The sequence below is a fragment of the Paraburkholderia phymatum STM815 genome, from assembly GCF_000020045.1.
GTDB lineage: Bacteria > Pseudomonadota > Gammaproteobacteria > Burkholderiales > Burkholderiaceae > Paraburkholderia > Paraburkholderia phymatum.
On record NC_010622.1, the window covers coordinates 3,256,414 to 3,278,577 of the forward strand.

The window sequence follows — 22,164 nt, forward strand, 5'->3', positions numbered from 1 at the left end:
CTAGAGCGTTTCTGGAGCGCGAATTGAACTCAAGCATAGCATGCAACCCCGCGGCGAAATCGAAAAAGGACCTGCGCGCAACACTGCTGGAAGCGCGGCTGCATGCGGCTCGCGAGGCAGCGAACAACGACGCGCTGGGCCGTCGAGTGCTTGATGCGTTAACGGTCTACGCGCCGACAAGTGTAGGGTTGTACTGGCCTTTATCGGGCGAGTTCGATATGCGCGACGCGCTTGCCGTGTGGCTTTCGGGCGATGGCGCGAGGCGCGCCGCCTTGCCCGTCATCACGGGGCGCGACAAGCCGCTCGAATTTCATGTGTGGACACCGGATATGCCGATGCAAGTTGGGGCTCATCGGATTCATGAGCCGACTTCCGGTGAGGTCATCGTGCCTGATGTGCTGTTTGTGCCGTGCGTCGGGTTTGATGCCGATCGATATCGGCTTGGATACGGTGGCGGCTACTACGACCGCACGCTCGCTGCGTTTCGTCGTGCCGGAGGCCCCGTCCCCGTGACCGTGGGCATCGCGTATGAAGCGTGTCGTACAGATGCTCTCGCACGCGAGGCGCATGATATTCCGCTTGATGCTGTGATCACCGATGCCCGGTGGTATTCCGAGCCGGCAGCTTCGGTGTAACTGTGCTGTGGAGTTTCTTCGCTGGCACCCGCATCGTTTCTCCCGTTAGCTGGCGTTGCCTTGCGCGGGGCAACGCGTGAAGCACGAGCGCAAAACGCGGATGCCAGCGGGCGAAAAAAACGGCGACGCGGCGCCGCAGGCAAGCACCGCAGGCAAAAAACCTACAAAGATGCAGCCGCCCGCGCAGCGGTGTCATACATCCCGGAAGCATTGCGCATCAACTGCGCCGCCTCCCCGATCTGCTCATTGGTGAGCCCGCTTTCCTTCAACGTCGCGATCAGACAGTTCTCCCTCACCTCGCGATACTTCATGCACAAGTCGCGCCCCGCCTGCGTCGCCGAAAAGAACACCTCCTTGCCGGTCTTTTCGCTTTTTACATACCCTCTAGCTACAAGCTTCTTGAGCGCGTACGTCGCGACGTGCGTGTCCTCGATGTTCAGCACAAAACAGATGTCGGCAATCTTCTTGCGCCGCTCACGATGACTCACATGGTGCAGCAGCGACACCTCGATCGCCGTCATGTCCTTGTCCCCAGCCGCCGCCATGCAACGGACCATCCAGCGGTTGAACGCGTTGCTCGCCATGATCAACCCGTATTCCAGTTCGGACAGTTCTGCACTGAACTCAGAAACAAGATGCTCCGATGAGACGATTTTGGTCGGATGGCGCGCCATGATGATTTTTTAAGAGAAGCGTGATGATTGGAGCGAAGTGTACGACTTCCATCGGATGCGGGCGAGCCTGGGGACATCGCTTATTGATAAATTGTAGATATTTTATTGAGAATGTACGCTAGCCTCTCGCGAGAGCCCGGCACGCATCGTCAGATGAATGCGGCTTCTCGCCCTAACCAGCAACATGACACCAACCCGCGATGACTGAAGCCCGCATCTTCCCGCTCGGCGACACCGCCCTCGTCTGCGAGGCGCCGCCGCCGGCCACGCTCGATTGCCAGCGCCGCGTGTGGTCTACCGCGCAGGCAGCGCGCGAATGGCCGCACGTGCTCGAAGTCGTGCCGGGCATGAACAATCTCACCGTGATCTTCGATCCGCTCGAAGCCGATCCCGGCGACCTGGCCGCACGCCTCGCGGCCGCGTGGGACGCCGCCAGCGCCGCGCCCGCCGAAGGCCGCGAAGTGGAGATTCCCGTGCAGTACGGCGGCGAGTACGGCCCGGACCTCAAAGCGGTCGCCGATTACACTGGGCTCACCGTGAACGAAGTCGTCGAGCGGCATGCGGGCGGCCACTACGTTGTCTTCTTTCTGGGCTTCCAGCCGGGCTTCGCGTACATGGGCGGGCTCGAGGAAGCGCTGCACACACCGCGCCGCAGCGAGCCGCGGCTCGAAGTGCCCGCCGGTTCGGTCGGCATCGGCGGCGCGCAGACGGGCATCTATCCGGCAACGTCGCCGGGCGGCTGGCAGCTGATCGGCCGCACGGCGCAGAAGCTGTTCGACCCGGCACGCAATCCGCCCACGCTCCTCCAACCGGGCGATCGCGTCCGCTTCACCATCGCGGGGCTGCACGCATGATCGACGTGATACGCGCGGGTCTTCTGACCACGATCCAGGATCTCGGCCGGCATGGTTACCGGCATCTCGGCGTCGCGATGGGCGGCGCGCTCGACCGGCTGTCGCTCGAAGTGGGCAATCGGCTGGTCGGCAACCGGCCCGATGCCGCCGGGCTCGAAATTACCTTCGGCCCCACGGTGCTGCGCTTTCCGCGCGCGACGCGCGTCGCGATTACGGGCACCGAATTCGGCGCGACGCTCGACGGCAAGCCTGTCTATTCGTACTGGAGCCTGCCCGTCAAGGCCGGCCAGGAACTGACGCTGAACGCGGCCAAACGCGGGATGCGCGGCTACGTGTGCATCGCTGGCGGCATCGACGTGCTGCCGATGCTCGGTTCGCGCAGCACGGATCTGCATGCGGGCTTCGGCGGACTTGGCGGCCGCGCGCTGCGCGACGGCGACCGCCTGCCCATCGGCGCGCCGCGACCGGGCGCAGGGTCCGGCTTTTCGCCCGATGCGCCGGAGTTCGGCGTGAAGGCGCCCGCGTGGTGCAAGTTCGTACTCGTCGACGAGCCCGTGCGGCGCGGCCGTCATCCGTCGGGCGTCGCGTGGGCGCCGCCCGTTCGCGTGCTGCCTGGCCCCGAGTACGACAGCTTCACGGCCGACGCGCAGGAAGCGTTCTGGAACGACGAATGGCTCGTCACGCCGAACAGCAACCGCATGGGCTACCGGCTGTCCGGCACGGAACTGAAGCGCACGCAAAAAACGGATCTGCTCTCGCACGCGGTGATGCCCGGCACGATCCAGGTGCCGCCCAACGGCCAGCCGATCATCCTGATGAGCGACGCGCAGACCACGGGCGGCTATCCGAAGATCGGCGCAGTGATTCACGCGGATTTATGGAAGCTCGCGCAGGTGCGCCTGAACGGCGCGGTGCGCTTCATTCCGACCACACCTTACGAAGCGCGCCAGGCGCTGATCGAGGAACGCAAGTACTTGCGGCAGATCGATGCCGCGATCGGCATGCATGAAGAACGCTGCGCGCGCGTTGCTGCGTCCGCAGCGGTGTAAGACCAATGAGGACATCATGGAAATCGACCTGAACGCCGATCTCGGCGAAGGATGCGGCTCGGACGAGGCACTGCTCGATCTCGTCAGCTCGGCGAACATCGCGTGCGGCTGGCATGCAGGCGGGCCGAACGCGATGCGCGAATGCGTGCGCTGGGCCGTCGAGAAAGGCGTGTCGATCGGCGCGCATCCGAGCTTCAACGACCCGGAAAACTTCGGCCGCAAGGAAATGGATTTGCCTGCGGGCGAGATCTACGCTGGCGTGCTGTATCAACTCGGCGCGCTGTCGGCGATCGCGCAGGCGGAAGGCGGCCGCATCGCACACGTGAAGCCGCACGGCGCACTCTATAACCAGGCCGCGCGCGACCCGAAGATCGCTGACGCGATCGTCTCCGCCGTGCACGACTTCGATCCTTCCGTGGCCGTGTTTGCGCTTGCGAACAGCGGCCTCGTCACGGCCGCGCGCAATGCCGGACTGGTCGCGATCGAGGAAGTCTTCGCCGATCGCGGCTATCGCGCGGACGGCTCGCTCGTGCCGCGCAAGGAGCCGGGCGCGATGCTCGACGACGAGGACGAGGTGCTCGCACGCACGCTGACGATGGTGCGCGAGCAGCGCGTGCAGGCGTTGAGCGGCGAGTGGGTGCCGCTCAACGCGCAGACCATCTGCCTGCACGGCGACGGCCCGCATGCGCTGGCGTTCGCGCGCCGCATCCGCAACGCGCTCGAAGCGGCGGGAATCGGCGTGCATGCAGCCAACGCGGTGCGCGTCTGATTCGCGCCGCCAGTCAGGCATCAGTCGACGCCCCGCTTCATGCGGGGCGTTTGCCAAAAGCGACACAGATAGTTGCCAACGGCTTTTTGACGCATCAGAAGTTCGGCAGTACCCCAGGCAGTCATCGCAAGACCAGCAGCAACGACAGGGCAGTGAGCGAGGCGGCCAAAGAAGCCGCACGCAACGAGGGCAACCGGGCCGACACGCATCGGCCGGATTCGTAAAGTTCGCCGCCACGAGCGGTGTCCCAATGCAGGACCACCTCTGGAGAGATCGATGCAGTCAACCGTCAACCTATGGCCGCTCATTGGAGTCGCGGTCATCATCATCGGGTTCTTGTTGCGCTTTAATCCAATGCTGATCGTGGCCGCCGCCGCCGTCATCACCGCGATCGCCGCGCATTTTCCACCGGACAAGATTCTCGCCGCAATCGGCAGCGGCTTCATCAAGACGCGCAACATTCCCCTCATCATCCTGCTGCCGCTCGCGGTGATCGGTTTGCTCGAGCGGCACGGGCTGCGCGAGCGCGCGCAGGCGTGGATCGCGAGCATCAAGGCCGCGACGGCCGGGCGTCTCCTGATCGTCTATCTGCTCGTGCGCGAGTTGACTGCGGCCGTCGGTCTGACGGGTCTCGGCGGGCATCCGCAGATGGTGCGCCCGCTGATCGCGCCGATGGCGGAAGGCGCCACGGAGACGCGCTTCGGCAAGCTCACCGATGCAGTGCGCTACAAGCTGCGCGCGTTCTCGGCGGCGACCGACAACGTCGGTCTCTTCTTCGGCGAGGACATCTTCGTCGCGTTCGGCGCAATCGTGCTGATGGTCACGTTCCTGAGGGAAGCGGGCATCACCGTCGAGCCGATGCATGTCGCCGTGTGGGGCATTCCGACGGCCATTTGCGCGTTCCTGATTCACGGCTTCCGGCTGTATCTGCTCGATCGCAAGCTCGAACGCGAACTGCGCGGCAACGCGGCGAAACCGACTGGCGCAAACATCAATAACAACACAACGGGCAAGCCCGCGACGACTGGGGACGAAGCATGACACTCACCATCAACTATTTGTTCTGGCTGGTCGGCATCGTACTGCTGGTGATCGGCGGCATGATCGCCGTCGATCGCGACCATCCGCGCCGCTTCACGGCGGGCGGTTTCTGGATCATCTACGCGCTGATCTTCCTGATTGGCGACAAGTTGCCCCTCGAGCTCGTCGGCGCGCTCGTCATCGCGATGGCGCTGATCGCCGGCTTCGGCGGTGTGACGGCGGCGAAGCCGAAAGTGCTGTCCGAAGCGGCGCGCAAGGCAAGCGCCGGCCGCCTGCGCAACAAGCTCTTTGTCCCCGCGCTGACGATTCCCGTCGTCACGGTGATCGTCACGCTGACGGCCAGCCATCTGGTGTTCGGCGGCACGCCGCTGATCGAGCAGAAGAACGTCACGCTGATCGGCTTCGGCATCGGCTGCGTGATCGCGCTGGCGTTCGCGTGCGTGATGACGCGCGACACCGTCGGCCAGTCGATGAAGGAAGCACGCCGTCTCGTCGACGCGCTATCGTGGGCCGCCGTGCTGCCGCAGATGCTCGGCATGCTCGGCCTCGTGTTCTCGGACGCGGGCGTCGGCAAGGCGGTCGCGCACGTGACGACGGCGTACATCAGCCTCGATTACCGGCTGATCGCCGTGGCCGTCTACTGCGTCGGCATGGCGCTGTTCACGATGGTGATGGGCAACGGTTTCGCGGCGTTCCCGGTGATGACGGGCGGCGTCGGCGTGCCAATCCTCGTCAACGTGTTTCACGGCAACCCGGCCGTGATGGTCGCAATCGGCATGTTCTCTGGCTACTGCGGCACGCTGATGACGCCGATGGCCGCGAATTTCAACATCGTGCCCGCCGCGCTGCTCGAACTGCCCGACAAGAACGCCGTGATCAAGGTGCAGGTTCCCACAGCGCTCACGCTGCTCGTCGTGAATATTTTCCTGCTCAACTTCCTGATGTTCCTGTAACGCATTCGCGCCGGCCCGGCGTGCAGGCGCTTCGCGACAGCCCGTTTTCAAGACTCGCGTACCGTCCGCGCGCCGCTTTTGAAAAGGCTTGCCGTCCTTTTTAGGATGCATCTGATAGTTTGGCCGAAGCCCCGGACCTAACCTGTGGATGTCCCGTCGTTCACAGTCAACGTCCGGCGCATCAACGTGTGCGCCGGCTCTTTCGAGAGTCTGGAGAGCACCGTCATGCACGCGCAGTCCACCGTCCCCGCTGTCCCCTCACCGTCCTGCACCGTTCACATTGTTCCCGTCACGCTCGCGTTCGCGCTCGAAGCGCACCGCGCCTCGCGCTTTCACGAAGCCGAATCGTTGTACCGCGAAGCACTCGACGTCTGCCCCAGCCATCCGCTCGCGCTGCATGGCTATGGCGTGCTGCTGCATCAACGCGGCCAGCATGCGCAAGCGCTCGACTACATCGACCGTTCGCTCGAACTCGAGCCTGACAATGCGGAGTGCTGGAACGACCGCGGCTTCGTGGCCGACGCGCTCGGCGACACGGCGCTGGCGCTGCGTTGCTACCGCGTGTCGCTGGCGCTCGATCCGCGTTCGCCCGATGCGCACAACAACATCGCCGTCGCACTCGAAGCACAAGGCAAGCTTGACGAAGCGGTGCATCACTATCGCGAGGCGTTGAAGATCGATCCGACGCTCGCAGACGTGCATCTGAATCTTGGCTCGGCGCTCGATCGCCTGATGAAGTTCGACGATGCCGACGAGCACTATCGCGCGCTGCTGTCGCTGAATGCGCGCACCGCCAACGTCCGTCTGAAAACGAACGGTTCGCCAGCCCGTCAATAAGCCTCGACGACAAACCCTCGCTGCCGCAACAGCTGCAGCACGCCCTTCTGTCCGCCCAGATGCAACGCGCCGATCGCAACGAACACAGGCTTGTTAGGTGCAGCGATCGCTAGCATCCGGTTGACGAAGCGCCGGTTGCGATCGAACACAATCTTGTTGTCGACCTGCGCGGACACTTGCTTGTCGCGCGCGAGTTTCTCGGACTTCGCCGCTTCCCACGCGGCAATCGCATCGGCGTCGCCGACGCGCCACAAGCGGTGCAAGGTCCGCACGTCCGCGACGTTTTCCGCGGGCGTCTGCACGAGATCCTGCGCGAGCATTTCGCGCTGCTGCGCCAGCGTGAGTCCCGTGAACGCGCGCATCTGTTCAGCGAGCCGCTCCAGTCCGACCACCTTGCCCTTTTGTCGCAGATACACATTCTGCAGTTGCGCCTCCGTGCCGTACTCGGTTTGCAGGCCCGCGGACAGGGAATCGTAGGTTTCGACCAGCAACGCGGCCAGCCACGGCCGCATCTTGCGGATTTCTTCGAGCGCGGCGGGGTTGCTGCGCAGACGCGTCTCCAGCTTGTGCCACAAAGGCTCCGGCAACTGCTTCGGCAGACATTGATAGGAACAGACGCCATACTTCGACACGTCGTCCTGCGAGACGAGCAGGTCGTCGGGCGACAGTTCGAGCGCGAGCGTCGGCGATGCGGCCAGCGCACCGAGAATCGGCGCACGGAACGGCTGAGCCGGCGGATAGTCGTTCGGATCGCCGACGTGCAGCGTGCCGAGCAGATAGAGGGTGGTTTTGCCGCGCGTCGCGACATAGAACGGCATCCGCGCCGGTTGCGCGCGCACCGGACCGCTCGCCGTCGTGCCACTGGCATAGGAAGGCGGTGGATTGAAGCCGGGCAGCGTCGCGCGCGGTTGTGACGAATCACGCGGCACGGGAACGGCCGGACGCCCGACCTGATTGGCCTGCGCGGCTTGCACCGGCGTATTCGCTGCGGCACCCGCGGCGTGCGCCGGGGCGATCACATCGAAGACATGCAACGGACATTGCGCCGCCGCGACGAGTGCCGCGCCCATCAGGACGCGCGCAATCCGCCGACAGCCAGACGCAACGCGCGTGCCGCCCGCACGCATCGCGTGCAGACGGCGCGCGTGACGGCGCGCGGGATCACGCGCCGTCACCCCATCATGCATTCGTGTCTTCTCCCACCTCCTCGGCGCGATGACACGAGACCTGACGACCATCCACTTCACGTAGCTTCGGCTCTTCGTTGCGGCAACGGTCGATAGCATACGGGCAACGCTGATGGAACGTACAGCCCGACGGCGGATTCAGCGGCGAAGGCATTTCGCCTTGCAGCTTGATCTGGATGCGGCGGTCCGCTTCGAAGATCGACGGCGTCGCCGACATCAGCGCCCGCGTATACGGATGGCGCGGTTTGCTGTAAATGCGCTTCTTGTCGCCGAGTTCGGCAATGCCGCCGAAGTACATCACCATCACGTCGTCCGCAACGTGCTCGACCACCGACAGGTTGTGCGAGATGAACACATAGCTTGTCTTGAACTCGTCCTGCAGGTCCATGAACAGGTTCAGGATCTGCGCCTGGATCGACACGTCCAACGCGGAGACAGGCTCGTCGGCGACGACGATCTGCGGGTCGAGAATCATCGCGCGCGCAATCGCGACACGCTGACGCTGGCCGCCCGAGAACATATGCGGATAACGCTTCGCATGCTCGGGCCGCAGGCCGACGACGCGCATCATGTGCGCGATCCGTTCGACGCGTTCGCTCGCGTTCAGCTGGGTGTTGATCGCGAGCGGCTCGGCCAGCGTCTGCTCGACGGTCTTGCGCGGATTCAGCGACGCAAACGGGTTCTGGAACACCATCTGCACGCGGCGGCGCAGTTGGGCAATCTTCTCGTGGCTCGCGCCCGCCACGTCTTCGCCGTCGATCAGCAGACGGCCGGACGTGGGCGATTCGATCATGGTCAGCTGACGCGCGAGCGTCGATTTTCCGCAACCGGACTCGCCGACTACGGCGAGCGTCTTGCCGCGTTCCAGTTGAAACGACACGCCGTTCAGCGCCTTCACGGTGCCGTGGCCGAACATGCCGCGCTTTACGTCGTAGTGACGCGTGAGGTTGTCGGCGACCAGCACGAGATCGCCTGCGGGCTTGCCGGGTTTGTCACCATCCGGGCGCCGCGTTTCGGGTACTGCATTCATCGTGCGCCTCCGTGTTGAATGGCATCGCGAACCAGGTTAAGCGGCTTGATGCAGCGAACCTGGGCTGCGGCGTCGTGATCGGCCAGCGGCGCGAGCGCGGGCCGCGCCTTGTTGCAGTCGTCGACGACGTACTTGCAGCGCGGCGCAAACAGACAGCCCCTAGGGCGGTCGTCGCGTCCCGGCACCATGCCCGGCAACGCGGACAACCGCACCGCGCCGACGTTGTGCTCGGGAATCGCGGCCAGCAGCGCTTCCGTGTACGGATGATGCGGCGCAGTGAAGATATCGGGCACGCGGTTCGTTTCGATCACTTCGCCCGCGTACATGACGGCCACGCGCTGCGCGACTTCCGACACGACGGCCAGATCGTGCGAGATCAGCACGAGCGCCATGCCGCGCTCCTTCTGCAACTGAACCAGCAGTTGCATGATCTGCGCCTGAATGGTCACGTCGAGCGCGGTGGTCGGCTCGTCGGCGATCAGCAGCTTCGGATTGCACGCGACAGCCATCGCGATCATCACGCGCTGGTTCATGCCGCCCGACATCTGATGCGGGAACGTGTCGATGCGGTTCTTCGCATCGGGAATGCCGACCTGATCGAGCAGTTCGAGCGCACGCCGGTTCAGCGTATCGCCGCGCAGCCCTTCGTGCAGCTTCAGCACTTCCTTGATCTGATAGCCGACGGTGTAGCTGGGGTTCAGGCTCGTCAGCGCATCCTGAAACACCATCGCGACGTCCTTGCCGATGATCTTGCGGCGCGCTTTCGGCGACGCGTTCAGCAGATCCTTGCCGTCGAACGTGATTTCGTCGGCCGTGACCTTGCCGGGCGCGTCGATCAGGCCCATCAGCGCCATCATCGTCACGCTCTTGCCCGAGCCCGATTCGCCGACCACGCCGACCACTTCACCCGGCGCCACGTTCAGATTGATTCGATCCACGGCGGGCAGGCCGCCGAAGTTCACCGCAAGATTGCGGATGGTCAATAGGTTACCGTTGCTCATGTCAGGCCAGCCGTTTGAGTTTCGGGTCGAGTGCGTCGCGCAGCCCGTCGCCGAGCAGGTTGATCGAGAGCACCGAGATCAGGATGGCGAGACCGGGCATGGTGACGATCCACCATGCGCTGTCGATGTAGTCGCGTGCCGATGCGAGCATCGCGCCCCACTCCGCCGACGGCGGTTGCACGCCGAGGCCGAGGAAGCCGAGCGCGGCGGCATCGAGAATCGCCGACGAAAAGCCGAGCGTGGCCTGCACGATCAGCGGCGCCGTGCAGTTCGGCAGCACCTGCGAGAACATCAGGCGGACCGTGCCGGCACCCGCGACGCGCGAGGCCATCACGTATTCCTTGTGCAGTTCGCCGAGCGCCGACGCGCGCGTCAGACGCACATAACCCGGCAGCGCGACGATCGCGATCGCAAGCATCGTGTTCACGAGGCCAGGACCGATGATGGCGACGACGGCCACCGCGAGCAGCAGCGACGGCAGCGCGAGCAGCACGTCCATGATGCGCATGATCGGCGTGTCGGCCCACTTCTCGAAGAACGCGGCGATGAGACCGAGCACGATGCCGGGAATCAGCGCGAGGATCACGGACACGAAGCCAATCCAGAACGACAGACGCGCGCCGTACATCAGGCGCGAGAGGATGTCGCGGCCTGCTTCGTCGGTGCCGAGAATGAATTTCCAGTTGCCGCCATCGAGCCAGGCGGGCGGAATCTTCACGGAATCGCGATATTGCTCGATCGGGCTGTGCGGCGCGATCAGCGGCGCGAAAATCGCGACGAAGATCAGCACCAGCACGATGATGCCCGCGGTAACCGCACCGCGATTGCGCGAGAAATTAGACCAGAATTCGCGAGCGGCAATGGCGCGGCCGCTCGGCGGCGTCACTGCCTGGGGGACTGTATTTTGGATGTCGGCCATCATGCCTCCCGCCGAGCCGCCTCAAGGCAGGCATGCGCCCGCTTGGGGGGAAGCGAACAAATGTGAGCGTGGGGGTACATATTCCTTTTACCTCGTATGGCGAATGCGTGGGTTGAGCACGCCGTACAGCAAGTCGACGACGAGGTTCACGACAATCACGAGCGTCGCGATCATCAGGATACCGCCCTGCACGACGGGATAGTCGCGCCGGCCGATCGCATCGATCAGCCATTTCCCGATGCCCGGCCATGAGAACAAGGTTTCCGTCAGCACGGCGCCCGCAAGCAGCGTGCCGACCTGCAGACCGATCACGGTCACGACAGGGATCAGCGCATTACGCAGCGCATGCACGACGATCACGCGTCCCGGCGACAAACCCTTCGCACGCGCCGTGCGGATGTAGTCTTCGCGCAGCACTTCGAGCATCGACGAACGCGTCATTCGCGCGACCACCGCGAGGGGGATGGTGCCGAGCACGATCGACGGCAGGATCAGGTGAGACAGCGCCGAGCGGAACGAGCCTTCATCCGTGCCGGGCAGCAGCGAGTCGATCAGCAGAAAGCCGGTCACGTGCGGAATGTCGTACTCGACGGCGATGCGGCCGGAGACGGGCGTCCAGCCGAGCTTGGACGAGAAGAACATGATGAGGATCAAGCCCCACCAGAAGATCGGCATCGAGTAGCCGGTCAGCGCGGTGCCCATCACGCCATGATCGACCACTGAGCCGCGCCGCAGCGCCGCGAACACGCCCGCCGGCAGCCCGACGATCAACGCGAACAGCATCGCGCAGATCGACAGTTCGACGGTGGCGGGGAAACGGGCCACGAATTCGTCCATCACACTGGTGTTGGTGATGATCGACGTGCCGAGGTTCCCTTGCAGCGCGTGGCCGACGTAATGGAGGTACTGGACGGGCAGCGGCTCGTCGAGCCCCAGTCGATGCATCGCGGCTGCGTGCATGGCCGGGTCGACGCCGCGCTCGCCCATCATCACTTCGATGGGGTCGCCCGGAATCAGGTGAATAAGCGCGAACGCGAGGATCGTGATACCGATGAACGTCGGTATGACCATCCCGATGCGGCGCAAAACGAATCGGAACATGGTTCGTCCCTATGGTCTTGGTGAGAAAAAACGCAACCGGCGACGAGGGCTCGTGACCCCGGTCGCCGGACCATTTCGACCAGTCTTCTAACCGAACGAAAAGCGTACTGCGTCTGGGACGCGGCGGGCAACGAAAGCCGCCGCATCGCGAGATTTACTTCATGCTCACGCCGTCGAAGCGCGCGTAGCCCAGCGGCTCGATGCGCATATCGACGACCTTCTTGCTCACCGGCTGATACACCGTCGAGTGCGCGATCGGCGAGAACGGCAGCTGCTGCGCGAAGATCTGCTGGGCTTGCGTGTAGGCCTTCGTGCGATCTGCCTGAGCCGTGGTTTCGCGGCCCTTCTTCACCAGATCGTCGAACGGCTTGTAGCACCACTTCGAGAAGTTGTTGCCGTTCACCGCGTCGCAACCGAGCAGCGTGCCGAGCCAGTTGTCGGGGTCGCCGTTGTCGCCCGTCCAGCCGATCAGCATCGTGTCGTCTTCGCCCGCGTGCGCGCGCTTGATGTACTCACCCCATTCGTACGTGACGATCTTCGCCTTCACGCCGATCTTGGCCCAGTCGGCCTGGATCATTTCCGCCATCAGACGGCCGTTCGGGTTGTACGCGCGCTGCACGGGCATCGCCCACAGCGTGATGTCGAAACCGTTCGGGAAGCCGGCCTTCGCGAGCAGCGCCTTGGCCTTTTCCGGATCGTACGATGCCATCTTCAGATTCTTGTCATACGACCATTGCGTCGGCGGCATCGGATTCGTCGCGGCCTGGCCTGCGCCTTGATACACGGAGTCGATGATCGCCTTCTTGTTGATCGCCATGTCGAGCGCCTCGCGCACTTCGAGCTTGTCGACGGGCTTGTGCTGGACGTTGTACGACAGATAGCCCAGGTTGAAGCCCGGCTGCGACGGCATGTCGATGTTCGAATCGGCCTTGAGCGGCGCGATGTCGGCGGGACGCGGATAGCTCATCACCTGACATTCGTCGCGCTTCAATTTCTGCACGCGCACGCCCGGATCAGGCGTGATTGAGAAGATCAGCTTGGAAAGCTTGACCGTGTTCGGCTTCCAGTAATCCGGGTTGCCGTCGAAACGGATCGTTGCGTCCTTCGTGTAGCTGCGGAAGATGAACGGGCCCGTGCCGACCGGTTTCTGGTTGATGTCGGCGGCCTTGCCGTCCTTCATCAGCGAGTCTGCATATTCAGCCGACAGGACCGACGCATATTCCATTGCCAGGTTCTGGATGAACGGCGCGTTGACTTCCTTCAGCGTGAACTTGACCGTGTAGGGGTCGACTTTTTCGACCTTGTCGATCAGCTTGTCGAGGCCCATGTCGGTGAAGTACGGGAACTGCACCGGATACGCCTTGCGGAACGGCTGGTTCGGATCCAGCATGCGCTCGAACGTGAACACGACGTCGTCCGCATTGAATTCGCGAGTCGGCTTGAACCAGGACGTCGTGTGGAATTTGACGCCGTGGCGCAGATGGAACGTGTACGTCTTGCCGTCCGGCGAGACATCCCACTTCTCTGCGAGGCCCGGCTCGACCTTCGTGCCGCCGCGTTCGAATTCGACGAGGCGGTTATAAACCGTGAACGTATTGGCCGTGAAATCCACGCCCGTGGTGTACTGCGCCGGATCAAAGCCCGCCGGACTGCCTTCCGAGCAGTAAACGAGGGTTTTGTTCGGGATATCGGCGGCGTTCGCCAGTTGGGCCCCCGCCATCGATGCCGCTGCCGTCGCGACCAGCATCGTGAGCCGTGCCGCGCGCAACAGTTTGTTTTGCTTCATGTTTCCTCCAGGATCGGCGCCGGCAAAAACCAGCGTAGCGCGATATTACTGAGCTTTGCCAGGGGCCGCAATTGGAGGAAATTAACTTTGTTAAGTGAACGAACCCGCCGGATACAACGCTGCCGCGCCAAGCGCGGCAGCTGTCTCGAATTTGAACGGATTTGGGACCAGAAGCAGCGAGTTGACTACTTCAAGCCGACGTTCCAGAACTGGGTCGGGCCGAACGGATCGATCTTGAACCCCGTGATGGCCTTCGAAAGCGGCTGGTAAACCGTCGAATGTGCAATCGGGGTGAAAGGTACTTCCTGTTTGAAGATCTTCTGCGCCTCGGTGTAGTCCTTGGTGCGCACGGCCATGTCGGTGGTGCTGCGAGCCTGCTTGATGAGGTCGTCGAACGGCTTGTAGCACCACTTGGAGAAATTGCTGCCGTTGACCGCGTCGCAGCCGAGCAGCACGCCGAGCCAGTTGTCCGGGTCGCCGTAGTCGCCCGTCCACCCGATCAGCATCGCTTCGTGCTCGCCGCTGTGCGCGCGGCGGATGTACTCGCCCCACTCGTACGTCACGATCTTCGTCTTTACGCCGATCTTCGCCCAGTCCGCCTGCAGCATTTCGGCCATCAGACGCGCGTTCGGGTTGTACGGCCGCGAAACGGGCATCGCCCACAACGTCAGGTCGAAGCCGTCGGGGTAGCCTGCTTCCTTGAGCAGCGCCTTCGCCTTGTCGACGTCGTAAGGCGCGTCTTTCAGGCTCTTGTCATAGCCCCATTGCGTGGGGGGCATCGGGTTGGTCGCCGCCTGGCCCGCGCCCTGATACACCGAGTCGATGATCGCTTTCTTGTTGACGGACATGTCGAGCGCGCGGCGCACGAGCACGTTGTCGAGCGGCTTCTTGCTCGTGTTGTACGCGATGAAGCCCAGATTGAAGCCCACCTGATGCGGCAGTGCAAGCGACGTATCCGACTGGATTTGCGGAATGTCGGCGGGCTTCGGATAGCTCATCACCTGGCATTCGTTGCGCTTGAGCTTCTGCAGACGCACGGACGGATCGACGGTAATCGCGAAGATCAGCTTGCTCACCTTCACGACGCCGGGTTTCCAGTAGTCCGGGTTGCCATCGAAGCGGATGGTCGCGTCCTTCGTATAGCTGCGGAAGATGAACGGCCCGGTGCCGACGGGAAACTGGTTAATGTCGGCGGCCTTGCCCGCTTTCAGCAGCTGGTCGCCATATTCGGCCGAGAGGATCGATGCGAAAGGCATCGCGATCTGCTGCAGGAACGGCGCGTCCACTTCCTTCAGCGTGAAGCGCACGGTGTACGGATCAAGCGCCTCGACCTTGCTGACGTTCTTGGCCAGACCGAGATCGTTGAAGTACGGGAACGGCACGTTGTACGCCTTGCGGAACGGGTGCTCCGGATCGAGCATGCGCGTGTAGGTGAACACGACATCGTCCGCGTTGAAGTCGCGCGTCGGCTTGAAGAACGACGTCGTATGGAACTTCACGCCGTGACGCAGGTGAAATGTGTATTGCAGGCCGTCGCTCGAGACTTCCCACTTCTCGGCGAGTCCCGGCTCGATGTCCGTGCTGCCGTGACCGAATTCGACGAGCCGGTTATAGACGGTGTACGAGCCTGCGCTGAACTCGACGCTGGTCGTGTATTGCGCGGTGTCGAAGCCGGCGGGGCTGCCTTCGGAGCAGAAGACGACCGTCTTGTCGGGCAGCGACGCCGCGGCGCTCAGACTGGGCGCGATGCACGCCGCCACGATGGCGACGGCGGACAGGACGGGCAAACAGGACTGGCGGACTGCAGACAGCGTCGATGACATTGGCATGTTGTTCTCCGCGAGGCAGCTGGGTCGAGTGCCTTTGGATCATAGTCAGCCAATATTCGGATTCAATATGGGTTTTCACCCCGCTTGCATGACAGCGCCATGACATGCAAGCGGCGAGTGCGTCTGCAACGACCGCCATGCGGACAATGAAACGCACAATAAAAAAGCGGCGCACGCCTGGCGCGTACACCGCTTCTCACGTCGGCCAGAAACGTCAGACGCCGAGCCGCTCGCAAATCGCTTTCGATGCGGCCGCACCGTTGAGCGTATAGAAATGCAGGCCAGGTACTTTTGCATCGACCAGACGGCGGCAAAGATTCGTCACCACGTCGAGCCCGAAAGCACGAATCGATTCCCGATCGTCGCCGAAGCTTTCGAGCCGGCGTGCAACCCAGCGCGGCACTTCCGCGCCGCACATTTCGGAGAAGCGCATCAGCTGTGAGAAGTTCGTGATCGGCATGATGCCCGGCACGATGGGCACATCGACGCCCAGTTTTTGCGCATCCTCGACGAAGCGGAAATAGGCATCCGCATTGAAGAAGTATTGCGTGATCGCCGAATTGGCGCCCGCCTTCACCTTGCGCGCGAAATTCTCGAGATCGTGCTTCGGCGAACGGGACTGCGGATGGTACTCGGGATATGCCGCAACTTCGATGCAGAACCAGTCGCCGAATTCGGCGCGAATGAAGCTCACCAGTTCCGACGCATAGCGCAGTTCGCCGACCTCGCCCATGCCCGACGGCAGATCGCCGCGCAGCGCGACGATGTGACGAATGCCATGCGAGCGGTATTCGTTGAGAATCGCTCGCAGGCTTTCCTTCGACGAGCCGATGCACGACAGATGCGGCGCGGCTTCGAGGCCGTCTTTCGCCATGTCGAGCACGGTATCGAGCGTGCCCTGCTGCGTCGAACCGCCGGCGCCGAACGTGACGGACACGAACTTGGGCTTGAGCGGCAGAAGCTGCGCGCGCGTCGCACGCAGCTTCTCGAGCCCCTCCTGCGTCTTCGGCGGGAAGAATTCGAATGAGAGTTCGATGGGGTTCATGATCCTGTGGGCAACCCGTCAGCCGATGCTGCGGTTGCCGAAGATGAGCGCGGACAACAGCCACGAAACGATGCTGTACAGGATCGAGCCGAAGAACGCCGACCAGAAACCCGACACTTCGAAGCCCTTCAGCAGCGACGCGCACAGCCAGAAGCACAGCGCGTTCACTACCAGAATGAAGAGCCCGAGCGTGAGTATCGTGACGGGCAACGTCAGCAGGATCAGCACCGGCCGCAAGACGGCATTGATGAGCCCGAGCACCAGCGCGACGATCAGCGCAGTGCCGAAACTGCGAATGTGAATCGACGGCACGATGTACGTGATGATCAGCAACGCGAGCGCGTTGATCACCCAGGTCAGCAATATGGTCATGAACAGCTCCTGATCGCCTGTAAGCGTGAAGTCCGGATTGAACTCGAAGGGCACGCGTGAAGCGTCACCCGATGCAATGCGTCGCATCGGCTGCGTGCTTCATCCGGTGCGGGGCACGCCGTGGCATGCGCCCGCACCCTTCATGCCGCCTGTTTGCGGTTTAGTAACGGTAGTGGTTCGGCTTGAACGGACCGTTCTTGTCGACGCCGATGTAGCCCGCCTGTTCCGACGTCAACTCCGTCAGGTTCGCGCCGATGCGCGCGAGGTGCAGGCGCGCGACTTTCTCGTCGAGCTGCTTCGGCAGAACATAAACCTTGTTCTCGTACTTGCTGCCTTCGACGAACAACTCGATCTGCGCGAGCGTCTGGTTCGTGAACGAGTTCGACATCACGAACGACGGGTGGCCCGTCGCGCAGCCCAGGTTCACGAGGCGGCCTTCGGCCAGAAGGATCACGCGCTTGCCGTCCGGGAAGATGATGTGGTCGACTTGCGGCTTGATGTTTTCCCACGTGTACTGGCGCGTCGAAGCAACGTCGATTTCCGAGTCGAAGTGACCGATGTTGCAGACGATCGCGTTGTGACGCATCGCCTTCATGTGATCGTGGCCGATCACGTGGTAGTTGCCCGTTGCCGTCACGAAGATGTCGGCCTTGTCGGCAGCGTATTCCATCGTCACGACGCGGTAGCCTTCCATCGCGGCTTGCAGCGCGCAGATCGGGTCGATTTCCGTGACCCACACGGTCGCGCCCAGACCGCGCAGCGATTGCGCGCATCCCTTGCCCACGTCGCCATAACCCGCGACGACCGCGATCTTGCCGGCAATCATTACGTCCGTCGCGCGCTTGATGCCGTCGACCAGCGATTCGCGGCAGCCATACAGGTTGTCGAACTTCGACTTCGTGACCGAGTCGTTCACGTTGATTGCCGGGAACGGCAGACGGCCTTCCTTCTCCATCTGATACAGGCGATGCACGCCCGTCGTCGTTTCTTCCGTGACGCCCTTGATGTGCGCGAGACGCGTGGAGTACCACACGGGATCCGCGTCCAGATGACGGGCGATCGACTTGTACAGCGCGACTTCTTCTTCGTTGGTCGGCTTCGAGATTACCGAGCGATCCTTCTCTGCCTTCGAGCCGAGGATCAGCAGCAGCGTTGCGTCGCCGCCGTCGTCGAGGATCATGTTCGCGAATTCGCCGTTTGGCCATTCGAAGATGCGGTGCGAGAACTCCCAGTATTCGTCGAGCGATTCGCCCTTGAACGCGAATACGGGCGTGCCGCCCTTCGCGATGGCAGCCGCGGCGTGGTCCTGCGTCGAGAAGATGTTGCACGATGCCCAGCGCACGTCGGCGCCCAGCGCCTTCAGCGTCTCGATCAGCACGCCCGTCTGGATCGTCATGTGCAGCGAGCCGGCAACGCGCGCGCCCTTCAGCGGCTGCTGCGCCTTGTACTCTTCACGGATTTGCACGAGGCCGGGCATTTCCGTTTCGGCGATGTCGAGTTCCTTGCGGCCCCAATCGGCAAGCGACAGGTCGGCAACGATGAAATCCTGGGAATGTTTGGAATCGATAACTGCGGCGTTCATCACGCCCTCCTTTCTAAAAAAGACTAGAAATGTGACGTGAGCGCCGTTCGATGCGGTTGGGTTGTTAGCGCGGCGCGCGTCCAATCCTTCCGATTGAAAGCCTTCGAGCCTGGCGGGCCGAACCCGTCGCAACGCTCCTCGAAGACGAACGGCGATTGTAGCAAAACGAGATGGCGAACGGGTGCCGCGATTCCGGCCTATGCCGATTGAGTCGGCGCGGATGCCATTGCGGGTTGCGGTTGCGCGCTCAGATATGGCGCGAGTTCGGCGTCGCGCAATTCCCTGACGGCGTCGTAGGCGTGACGCACGAAGCGCCACGACGCTTCGCGCGTGGAATCGACGAGTTCAGCCGACGCGTCGAGCATGCCCATCGAAATGCGGAAATACCGCTCGGCGTGGATGTTCGGGTGATAGTGCATGCGCACGCGCTTGCAGTCGTCGAGCCGCGGATTGCCGAAGATATTCAGCAGCGCGAGCGAGAACGCGCCGTCTTCGCCGCCGTGGCGCCGGAACACGTCATCGAGCGGAAAGCCGCCAAACGCCGCGTAGAGCGAGCGCCGGATCACGAGGCTGCTCGGCACCGTGTTGCTGAGCGTCGCCGCGTGTTCCTTGAACTGCGGATGGGACGTGATGTCGGCGGGAAAGCCGCAATACTCGACGTCGATGCGGATCGACGGCTGCCGCGGATGCTCGTGCAGGAAGGCGGCGGCAGCAGCGAGGGCGCCGGGCAGATATTCATCGTCCGCGTCGATGAAGGCGAGCAGCGGATGCCGCGCGTGCATCGCGCCCCAGTTCCGCGCGCGCGACGCGCCGCCGTTATACGGCATGTGCAGCGACTGGATTTGCGAAAAGCGGTGCGCGAATTGCGCGGCGATGTCGCGTGAAGCGTCCTGCGAGCCGTCATCGACCACGATGATCTGCGCCGCTTCCTGTTGTGCAACGCAGCTCTCCAGCGTGCGTGCCAGCGTGCGTTCGGCGTTGTAGCAGGGAATGATGACGGAGACGGGATGCATCGCCTGAACCGGCCTCGGAGTGAGTAACGTCGGTGATCATAAGACGCACGCGACGGCATTCATCCCAAAATAGTCCCGGTGCAGCGCCGAGTCAAAACACGGCGCAATCAGGCGCGCTGGATCAGAGCGGCAGCATGCTGAACAGCGGCGCGAGCAACACCATCACGACGCCTGCGATCATCATCGTCAGACTCGCGACCACGCCCTCTTCGCGGCCCAGTTCCCGCGCCTTCGCGGTGCCGACGCCATGCGCCGCCGCGCCGAACAGCGCGCCACGGGCGAGCCGCGTACGCAGCGGCACGAGCGCCAGCACAAGTTCACCGAACAGCATGCCGCACACGCCCGTCGCGATCACGAACAACGCGGTCAGATCCTTCGGCGCGTGAATCTTGTCGGATACGGCGAGCGCGAACGGCGTCGACACCGAGCGGGTCATCAGGCTGCGCTGCAGTTCCGGCGACAGGTGCAACAGCTTCGATAGCGCGAGCGATCCGCCCACCGCGACGACGATGCCGACCGTCACGCCGACCGTGAGCGAAATCCAGTGGCGCTTCAGCAGCTCGCGGTATTCATAGATTGGCACCGCGAACGCGACGGTCGCCGGGCCGAGCAGCCACATCAGCCAGCGCGTGTCCTGAAAGTAGACGGCGTACGGAATCCGCGCGACGACGACGATCGCGGCCAGCACCGCGGGTACGGCCAGCAGCGGCGTGAGCCACGGCGAGCGGAAGCGCGCGTACAGCGCCTTCGACGCGAAATAGAGCGCCACCGTCAGCACGAAGCAGCCAGCGGCGATGAGCCCGGAAGCGTCGTCGGCGAAAAGGGACGAGTAGAAGGCGCTCATGGGCGGAACGGTTCGGAAGCGGATTACAGGAAGTGACGGCCGGCGGCGCGGCGCTCGACGTGCGCACGCTGAACCATCACGCGACGCAGTGCGAGGCGGCGCTCAAGGCGCGCGGCCTGCTCGACGGCAAATGCGACGGCTACCATCACCATCAGCGTGCCCGCGACCACGACCAGCGCGAGGCGCCAGCCGTCTTCCCGGAACAGACCGCCGTATTGCACGGCCGCGACGGCAGCCGGAATGAAGAACAACAGCATGTCCGACAGCAGCCAGTCGGCGCCCGCCTTCACCCAGCGCGGCGCAATTCCGCCGCAGAACAGCAACGCCAGCAGCGCGATCAGGCCCACCACGCCGCCCGGCACGGGCAGACCGAATCGGCGGACGATGAAATCGGCGGCGAACCAGACCCCGGCAATGGCCGCGCTCTGCACGGCAATCCGGCCGACCTTCGTGACGCGTGAGGTCGCATCGAGGCGGATGGAGGCGGCAAACCGGGCGATCAACGGCGAAATCATGGCAAACCCCAGGTGACTTTCGGATGAGATTCAGTATAGGGTGCACTGCACCATAAATATAATGACTTAGAATTATCCGCTTCATTCCAATTTGGAATTTCGAGGGCATAAACATGGAACTGCGCGCGCTTCGCTATTTCGTCGAGGTTGTACGGCAGCAGAGCTTCACCGTCGCGGCCGAGCAGATGTTCGTCACACAGCCGACCATCAGCAAGATGGTGAAGTCGCTGGAGGACGAAATCGGCTCGCCGCTGCTGTTGCGCGACGGTCGCCAGATGGTGCTGACGGACGCCGGCCGCATCGTCTATCAGCGCGGACAGGATGTGCTCGCCGCCTACGCACAGTTGCAGGCGGAACTGAACGATCTCGACAAGCTAGGGCGCGGCGAACTGACGATCGGCATTCCGCCAATGGGCGGCTCGCTCTTCACGCCTGCCATCGCCGCGTTCCGGCAGCGTTATCCGAAAGTGGAGCTGAAGCTGTTCGAGCAGGGTTCGAAGGCCATCGAGGCCGCATTGATTTCTGGCGAGCTGGAGCTCGGCGGCGTCCTTCAGCCCGTCGACGAACTGGTTGACGTGCTGCCGATGACCCGCCAGGTGCTTTGGCTCGTCGCGCGTCACGGCTCGCGCTGGGATGCGCTGCAGGAAGTGCCGCTCGCCGGTCTCGCGCAGGAACCGTTCGTGTTCTACGGCGAAAGCCTCGCGCTGAACGATGTCGTGCTGGCGGCATGCCGCGCGGCGGGCTTTGCGCCGACCATCGTCGGGCGCAGCGGACACTGGGATTTCATGGCGGCACTGGTGCTGGCGGGCGTCGGCATTGCGCTGTTGCCCGCGCCGTATTGCCGGCGGCTCGATGCCGCGCAGTTCACGTGCCGGCCCGTCGTCGCGCCGGAAATTCCATGGGAAATGGCGATCGGCTGGCGGCGCAACGGCTATCTGTCGCATGCGGCGCGCGCGTGGCTCGAGGTCGCGCGCGAGACGCTGCCGGGTTTGAGCACCGACAACTTCACACATCCGCCCACGTTCGATCTGCCCGCAGCGTCGCCCGATCGAGCGACGCCGTCGCTGAAATAGAAAATGCCGCACGGTCTGCACCGGGCGGCATGCTGTCCGGCGTTGGTTGGCCGGC

The 22,164-nt window shown here is 63.5% G+C and carries 22 protein-coding genes and 1 riboswitch; of the genes, 8 read left to right on the forward strand and 14 right to left on the reverse strand.

What is annotated here, in order from left to right:
• Positions 1 to 23: 23 nt before the first annotated feature.
• On the forward strand, positions 24 to 635 hold the full coding sequence (locus tag BPHY_RS14780) for a 5-formyltetrahydrofolate cyclo-ligase (protein WP_012402252.1): 612 nt from the start codon (positions 24 to 26) through the stop codon (positions 633 to 635).
• 161 nt (positions 636 to 796) lie between these two features.
• Here BPHY_RS14780 and BPHY_RS14785 read toward each other — a convergent pair whose 3' ends face one another.
• A complete protein-coding gene (locus tag BPHY_RS14785) occupies positions 797 to 1,309 on the reverse strand; it encodes a winged helix DNA-binding protein (RefSeq protein ID WP_012402253.1) in 513 nt (170 codons plus the stop codon).
• A gap of 200 nt (positions 1,310 to 1,509) precedes the next feature.
• Between BPHY_RS14785 and pxpB the strand changes: the two genes are divergently transcribed.
• The 6 genes from pxpB to BPHY_RS14815 all read left to right on the forward strand — a co-directional run bounded on the left by pxpB (position 1,510) and on the right by BPHY_RS14815 (position 6,812).
• Entirely contained in the window at positions 1,510 to 2,163 is a 654-nt protein-coding gene (gene pxpB / locus BPHY_RS14790; protein ID WP_012402254.1) for a 5-oxoprolinase subunit PxpB, read from the forward strand.
• Positions 2,160 to 3,212, forward strand: coding sequence for a 5-oxoprolinase subunit C family protein (locus BPHY_RS14795; RefSeq protein WP_012402255.1), 1,053 nt, complete (start codon positions 2,160 to 2,162; stop codon positions 3,210 to 3,212). The genes pxpB and BPHY_RS14795 overlap by 4 nt, the downstream gene beginning before the upstream one ends.
• Before the next feature lie 16 nt (positions 3,213 to 3,228).
• Complete coding sequence (gene pxpA / locus BPHY_RS14800; RefSeq protein ID WP_012402256.1) at positions 3,229 to 3,981, forward strand: 5-oxoprolinase subunit PxpA; 753 nt, start codon at positions 3,229 to 3,231, stop codon at positions 3,979 to 3,981.
• 276 nt (positions 3,982 to 4,257) lie between these two features.
• Complete coding sequence (locus tag BPHY_RS14805; protein ID WP_012402257.1) at positions 4,258 to 5,022, forward strand: DUF969 domain-containing protein; 765 nt, start codon at positions 4,258 to 4,260, stop codon at positions 5,020 to 5,022.
• On the forward strand, positions 5,019 to 5,975 hold the full coding sequence (locus BPHY_RS14810; RefSeq protein WP_012402258.1) for a DUF979 domain-containing protein: 957 nt from the start codon (positions 5,019 to 5,021) through the stop codon (positions 5,973 to 5,975). Before BPHY_RS14805 ends, BPHY_RS14810 begins: the two co-directional genes overlap by 4 nt.
• A gap of 225 nt (positions 5,976 to 6,200) precedes the next feature.
• On the forward strand, positions 6,201 to 6,812 hold the full coding sequence (locus BPHY_RS14815; RefSeq protein WP_012402259.1) for a tetratricopeptide repeat protein: 612 nt from the start codon (positions 6,201 to 6,203) through the stop codon (positions 6,810 to 6,812).
• On the opposite strand, the gene BPHY_RS14820 is transcribed toward BPHY_RS14815, so the two are convergent.
• The 13 genes from BPHY_RS14820 to BPHY_RS14880 form a co-directional block, all read right to left on the reverse strand.
• Positions 6,806 to 7,999 carry a TraB/GumN family protein gene (locus BPHY_RS14820; RefSeq protein WP_012402260.1) on the reverse strand — a complete coding sequence of 398 codons (1,194 nt, stop codon included), beginning with the start codon at positions 7,997 to 7,999 and terminating at the stop codon, positions 6,806 to 6,808. The genes BPHY_RS14815 and BPHY_RS14820 overlap by 7 nt on opposite strands.
• On the reverse strand, positions 7,992 to 9,029 hold the full coding sequence (locus BPHY_RS14825) for a peptide ABC transporter ATP-binding protein (protein ID WP_012402261.1): 1,038 nt from the start codon (positions 9,027 to 9,029) through the stop codon (positions 7,992 to 7,994). Before BPHY_RS14825 ends, BPHY_RS14820 begins: the two co-directional genes overlap by 8 nt.
• On the reverse strand, positions 9,026 to 10,030 hold the full coding sequence (locus BPHY_RS14830) for an ABC transporter ATP-binding protein (protein ID WP_012402262.1): 1,005 nt from the start codon (positions 10,028 to 10,030) through the stop codon (positions 9,026 to 9,028). Before BPHY_RS14830 ends, BPHY_RS14825 begins: the two co-directional genes overlap by 4 nt.
• Before the next feature lies 1 nt (position 10,031).
• Positions 10,032 to 10,949: an ABC transporter permease subunit gene (locus BPHY_RS14835; protein ID WP_012402263.1), complete on the reverse strand. Its 918-nt coding sequence runs from the start codon at positions 10,947 to 10,949 to the stop codon at positions 10,032 to 10,034.
• 87 nt (positions 10,950 to 11,036) lie between these two features.
• Positions 11,037 to 12,050 carry an ABC transporter permease subunit gene (locus BPHY_RS14840; protein ID WP_012402264.1) on the reverse strand — a complete coding sequence of 338 codons (1,014 nt, stop codon included), beginning with the start codon at positions 12,048 to 12,050 and terminating at the stop codon, positions 11,037 to 11,039.
• 154 nt (positions 12,051 to 12,204) lie between these two features.
• Entirely contained in the window at positions 12,205 to 13,836 is a 1,632-nt protein-coding gene (locus tag BPHY_RS14845; protein WP_012402265.1) for an ABC transporter substrate-binding protein, read from the reverse strand.
• Between the two features lie 185 nt (positions 13,837 to 14,021).
• Positions 14,022 to 15,665: an ABC transporter substrate-binding protein gene (locus tag BPHY_RS14850; RefSeq protein ID WP_012402266.1), complete on the reverse strand. Its 1,644-nt coding sequence runs from the start codon at positions 15,663 to 15,665 to the stop codon at positions 14,022 to 14,024.
• 214 nt (positions 15,666 to 15,879) lie between these two features.
• Complete coding sequence (gene metF / locus BPHY_RS14855) at positions 15,880 to 16,710, reverse strand: methylenetetrahydrofolate reductase [NAD(P)H] (RefSeq protein ID WP_012402267.1); 831 nt, start codon at positions 16,708 to 16,710, stop codon at positions 15,880 to 15,882.
• 18 nt (positions 16,711 to 16,728) lie between these two features.
• A complete protein-coding gene (locus tag BPHY_RS14860) occupies positions 16,729 to 17,082 on the reverse strand; it encodes a phage holin family protein (RefSeq protein WP_041764072.1) in 354 nt (117 codons plus the stop codon).
• Positions 17,083 to 17,242: 160 nt separating this feature from the next.
• Complete coding sequence (gene ahcY / locus BPHY_RS14865) at positions 17,243 to 18,664, reverse strand: adenosylhomocysteinase (protein WP_012402269.1); 1,422 nt, start codon at positions 18,662 to 18,664, stop codon at positions 17,243 to 17,245.
• A 31-nt stretch (positions 18,665 to 18,695) separates the two neighbouring features.
• Positions 18,696 to 18,810: riboswitch (S-adenosyl-L-homocysteine riboswitch) on the reverse strand.
• Between the two features lie 51 nt (positions 18,811 to 18,861).
• Positions 18,862 to 19,677, reverse strand: coding sequence for a glycosyltransferase family 2 protein (locus BPHY_RS14870; protein WP_012402270.1), 816 nt, complete (start codon positions 19,675 to 19,677; stop codon positions 18,862 to 18,864).
• Positions 19,678 to 19,798: 121 nt separating this feature from the next.
• On the reverse strand, positions 19,799 to 20,521 hold the full coding sequence (locus BPHY_RS14875; protein ID WP_012402271.1) for an LrgB family protein: 723 nt from the start codon (positions 20,519 to 20,521) through the stop codon (positions 19,799 to 19,801).
• 23 nt (positions 20,522 to 20,544) lie between these two features.
• On the reverse strand, positions 20,545 to 21,036 hold the full coding sequence (locus tag BPHY_RS14880) for a CidA/LrgA family protein (RefSeq protein ID WP_012402272.1): 492 nt from the start codon (positions 21,034 to 21,036) through the stop codon (positions 20,545 to 20,547).
• 113 nt (positions 21,037 to 21,149) lie between these two features.
• Here BPHY_RS14880 and BPHY_RS14885 point away from each other — a divergent pair, with 113 nt between their 5' ends.
• The gene (locus BPHY_RS14885; RefSeq protein ID WP_012402273.1) at positions 21,150 to 22,109 is read left to right on the forward strand and encodes a LysR family transcriptional regulator; all 960 of its coding nucleotides are present in this window, start codon (positions 21,150 to 21,152) and stop codon (positions 22,107 to 22,109) included.
• The last annotated feature ends 55 nt before the right edge of the window (positions 22,110 to 22,164 follow it).

Bases quoted from the DNA above. Each gene is read 5' to 3' on its own strand.
- BPHY_RS14785 (WP_012402253.1), bottom strand. From the start codon at position 1,309: ATGGCGCGCCATCCGACCAAAATCGTCTCATCGGAGCATCTTGTTTCT.
- pxpB (WP_012402254.1), top strand. From the start codon at position 1,510: ATGACTGAAGCCCGCATCTTCCCGCTCGGCGACACCGCCCTCGTCTGC.
- BPHY_RS14795 (WP_012402255.1), top strand. From the start codon at position 2,160: ATGATCGACGTGATACGCGCGGGTCTTCTGACCACGATCCAGGATCTC.
- pxpA (WP_012402256.1), top strand. From the start codon at position 3,229: ATGGAAATCGACCTGAACGCCGATCTCGGCGAAGGATGCGGCTCGGAC.
- BPHY_RS14805 (WP_012402257.1), top strand. From the start codon at position 4,258: ATGCAGTCAACCGTCAACCTATGGCCGCTCATTGGAGTCGCGGTCATC.
- BPHY_RS14810 (WP_012402258.1), top strand. From the start codon at position 5,019: ATGACACTCACCATCAACTATTTGTTCTGGCTGGTCGGCATCGTACTG.
- BPHY_RS14815 (WP_012402259.1), top strand. From the start codon at position 6,201: ATGCACGCGCAGTCCACCGTCCCCGCTGTCCCCTCACCGTCCTGCACC.
- BPHY_RS14820 (WP_012402260.1), bottom strand. From the start codon at position 7,999: ATGCATGATGGGGTGACGGCGCGTGATCCCGCGCGCCGTCACGCGCGC.
- BPHY_RS14825 (WP_012402261.1), bottom strand. From the start codon at position 9,029: ATGAATGCAGTACCCGAAACGCGGCGCCCGGATGGTGACAAACCCGGC.
- BPHY_RS14830 (WP_012402262.1), bottom strand. From the start codon at position 10,030: ATGAGCAACGGTAACCTATTGACCATCCGCAATCTTGCGGTGAACTTC.
- BPHY_RS14835 (WP_012402263.1), bottom strand. From the start codon at position 10,949: ATGGCCGACATCCAAAATACAGTCCCCCAGGCAGTGACGCCGCCGAGC.
- BPHY_RS14840 (WP_012402264.1), bottom strand. From the start codon at position 12,050: ATGTTCCGATTCGTTTTGCGCCGCATCGGGATGGTCATACCGACGTTC.
- BPHY_RS14845 (WP_012402265.1), bottom strand. From the start codon at position 13,836: ATGAAGCAAAACAAACTGTTGCGCGCGGCACGGCTCACGATGCTGGTC.
- BPHY_RS14850 (WP_012402266.1), bottom strand. From the start codon at position 15,665: ATGCCAATGTCATCGACGCTGTCTGCAGTCCGCCAGTCCTGTTTGCCC.
- metF (WP_012402267.1), bottom strand. From the start codon at position 16,710: ATGAACCCCATCGAACTCTCATTCGAATTCTTCCCGCCGAAGACGCAG.
- BPHY_RS14860 (WP_041764072.1), bottom strand. From the start codon at position 17,082: ATGACCATATTGCTGACCTGGGTGATCAACGCGCTCGCGTTGCTGATC.
- ahcY (WP_012402269.1), bottom strand. From the start codon at position 18,664: ATGAACGCCGCAGTTATCGATTCCAAACATTCCCAGGATTTCATCGTT.
- BPHY_RS14870 (WP_012402270.1), bottom strand. From the start codon at position 19,677: ATGCATCCCGTCTCCGTCATCATTCCCTGCTACAACGCCGAACGCACG.
- BPHY_RS14875 (WP_012402271.1), bottom strand. From the start codon at position 20,521: ATGAGCGCCTTCTACTCGTCCCTTTTCGCCGACGACGCTTCCGGGCTC.
- BPHY_RS14880 (WP_012402272.1), bottom strand. From the start codon at position 21,036: ATGATTTCGCCGTTGATCGCCCGGTTTGCCGCCTCCATCCGCCTCGAT.
- BPHY_RS14885 (WP_012402273.1), top strand. From the start codon at position 21,150: ATGGAACTGCGCGCGCTTCGCTATTTCGTCGAGGTTGTACGGCAGCAG.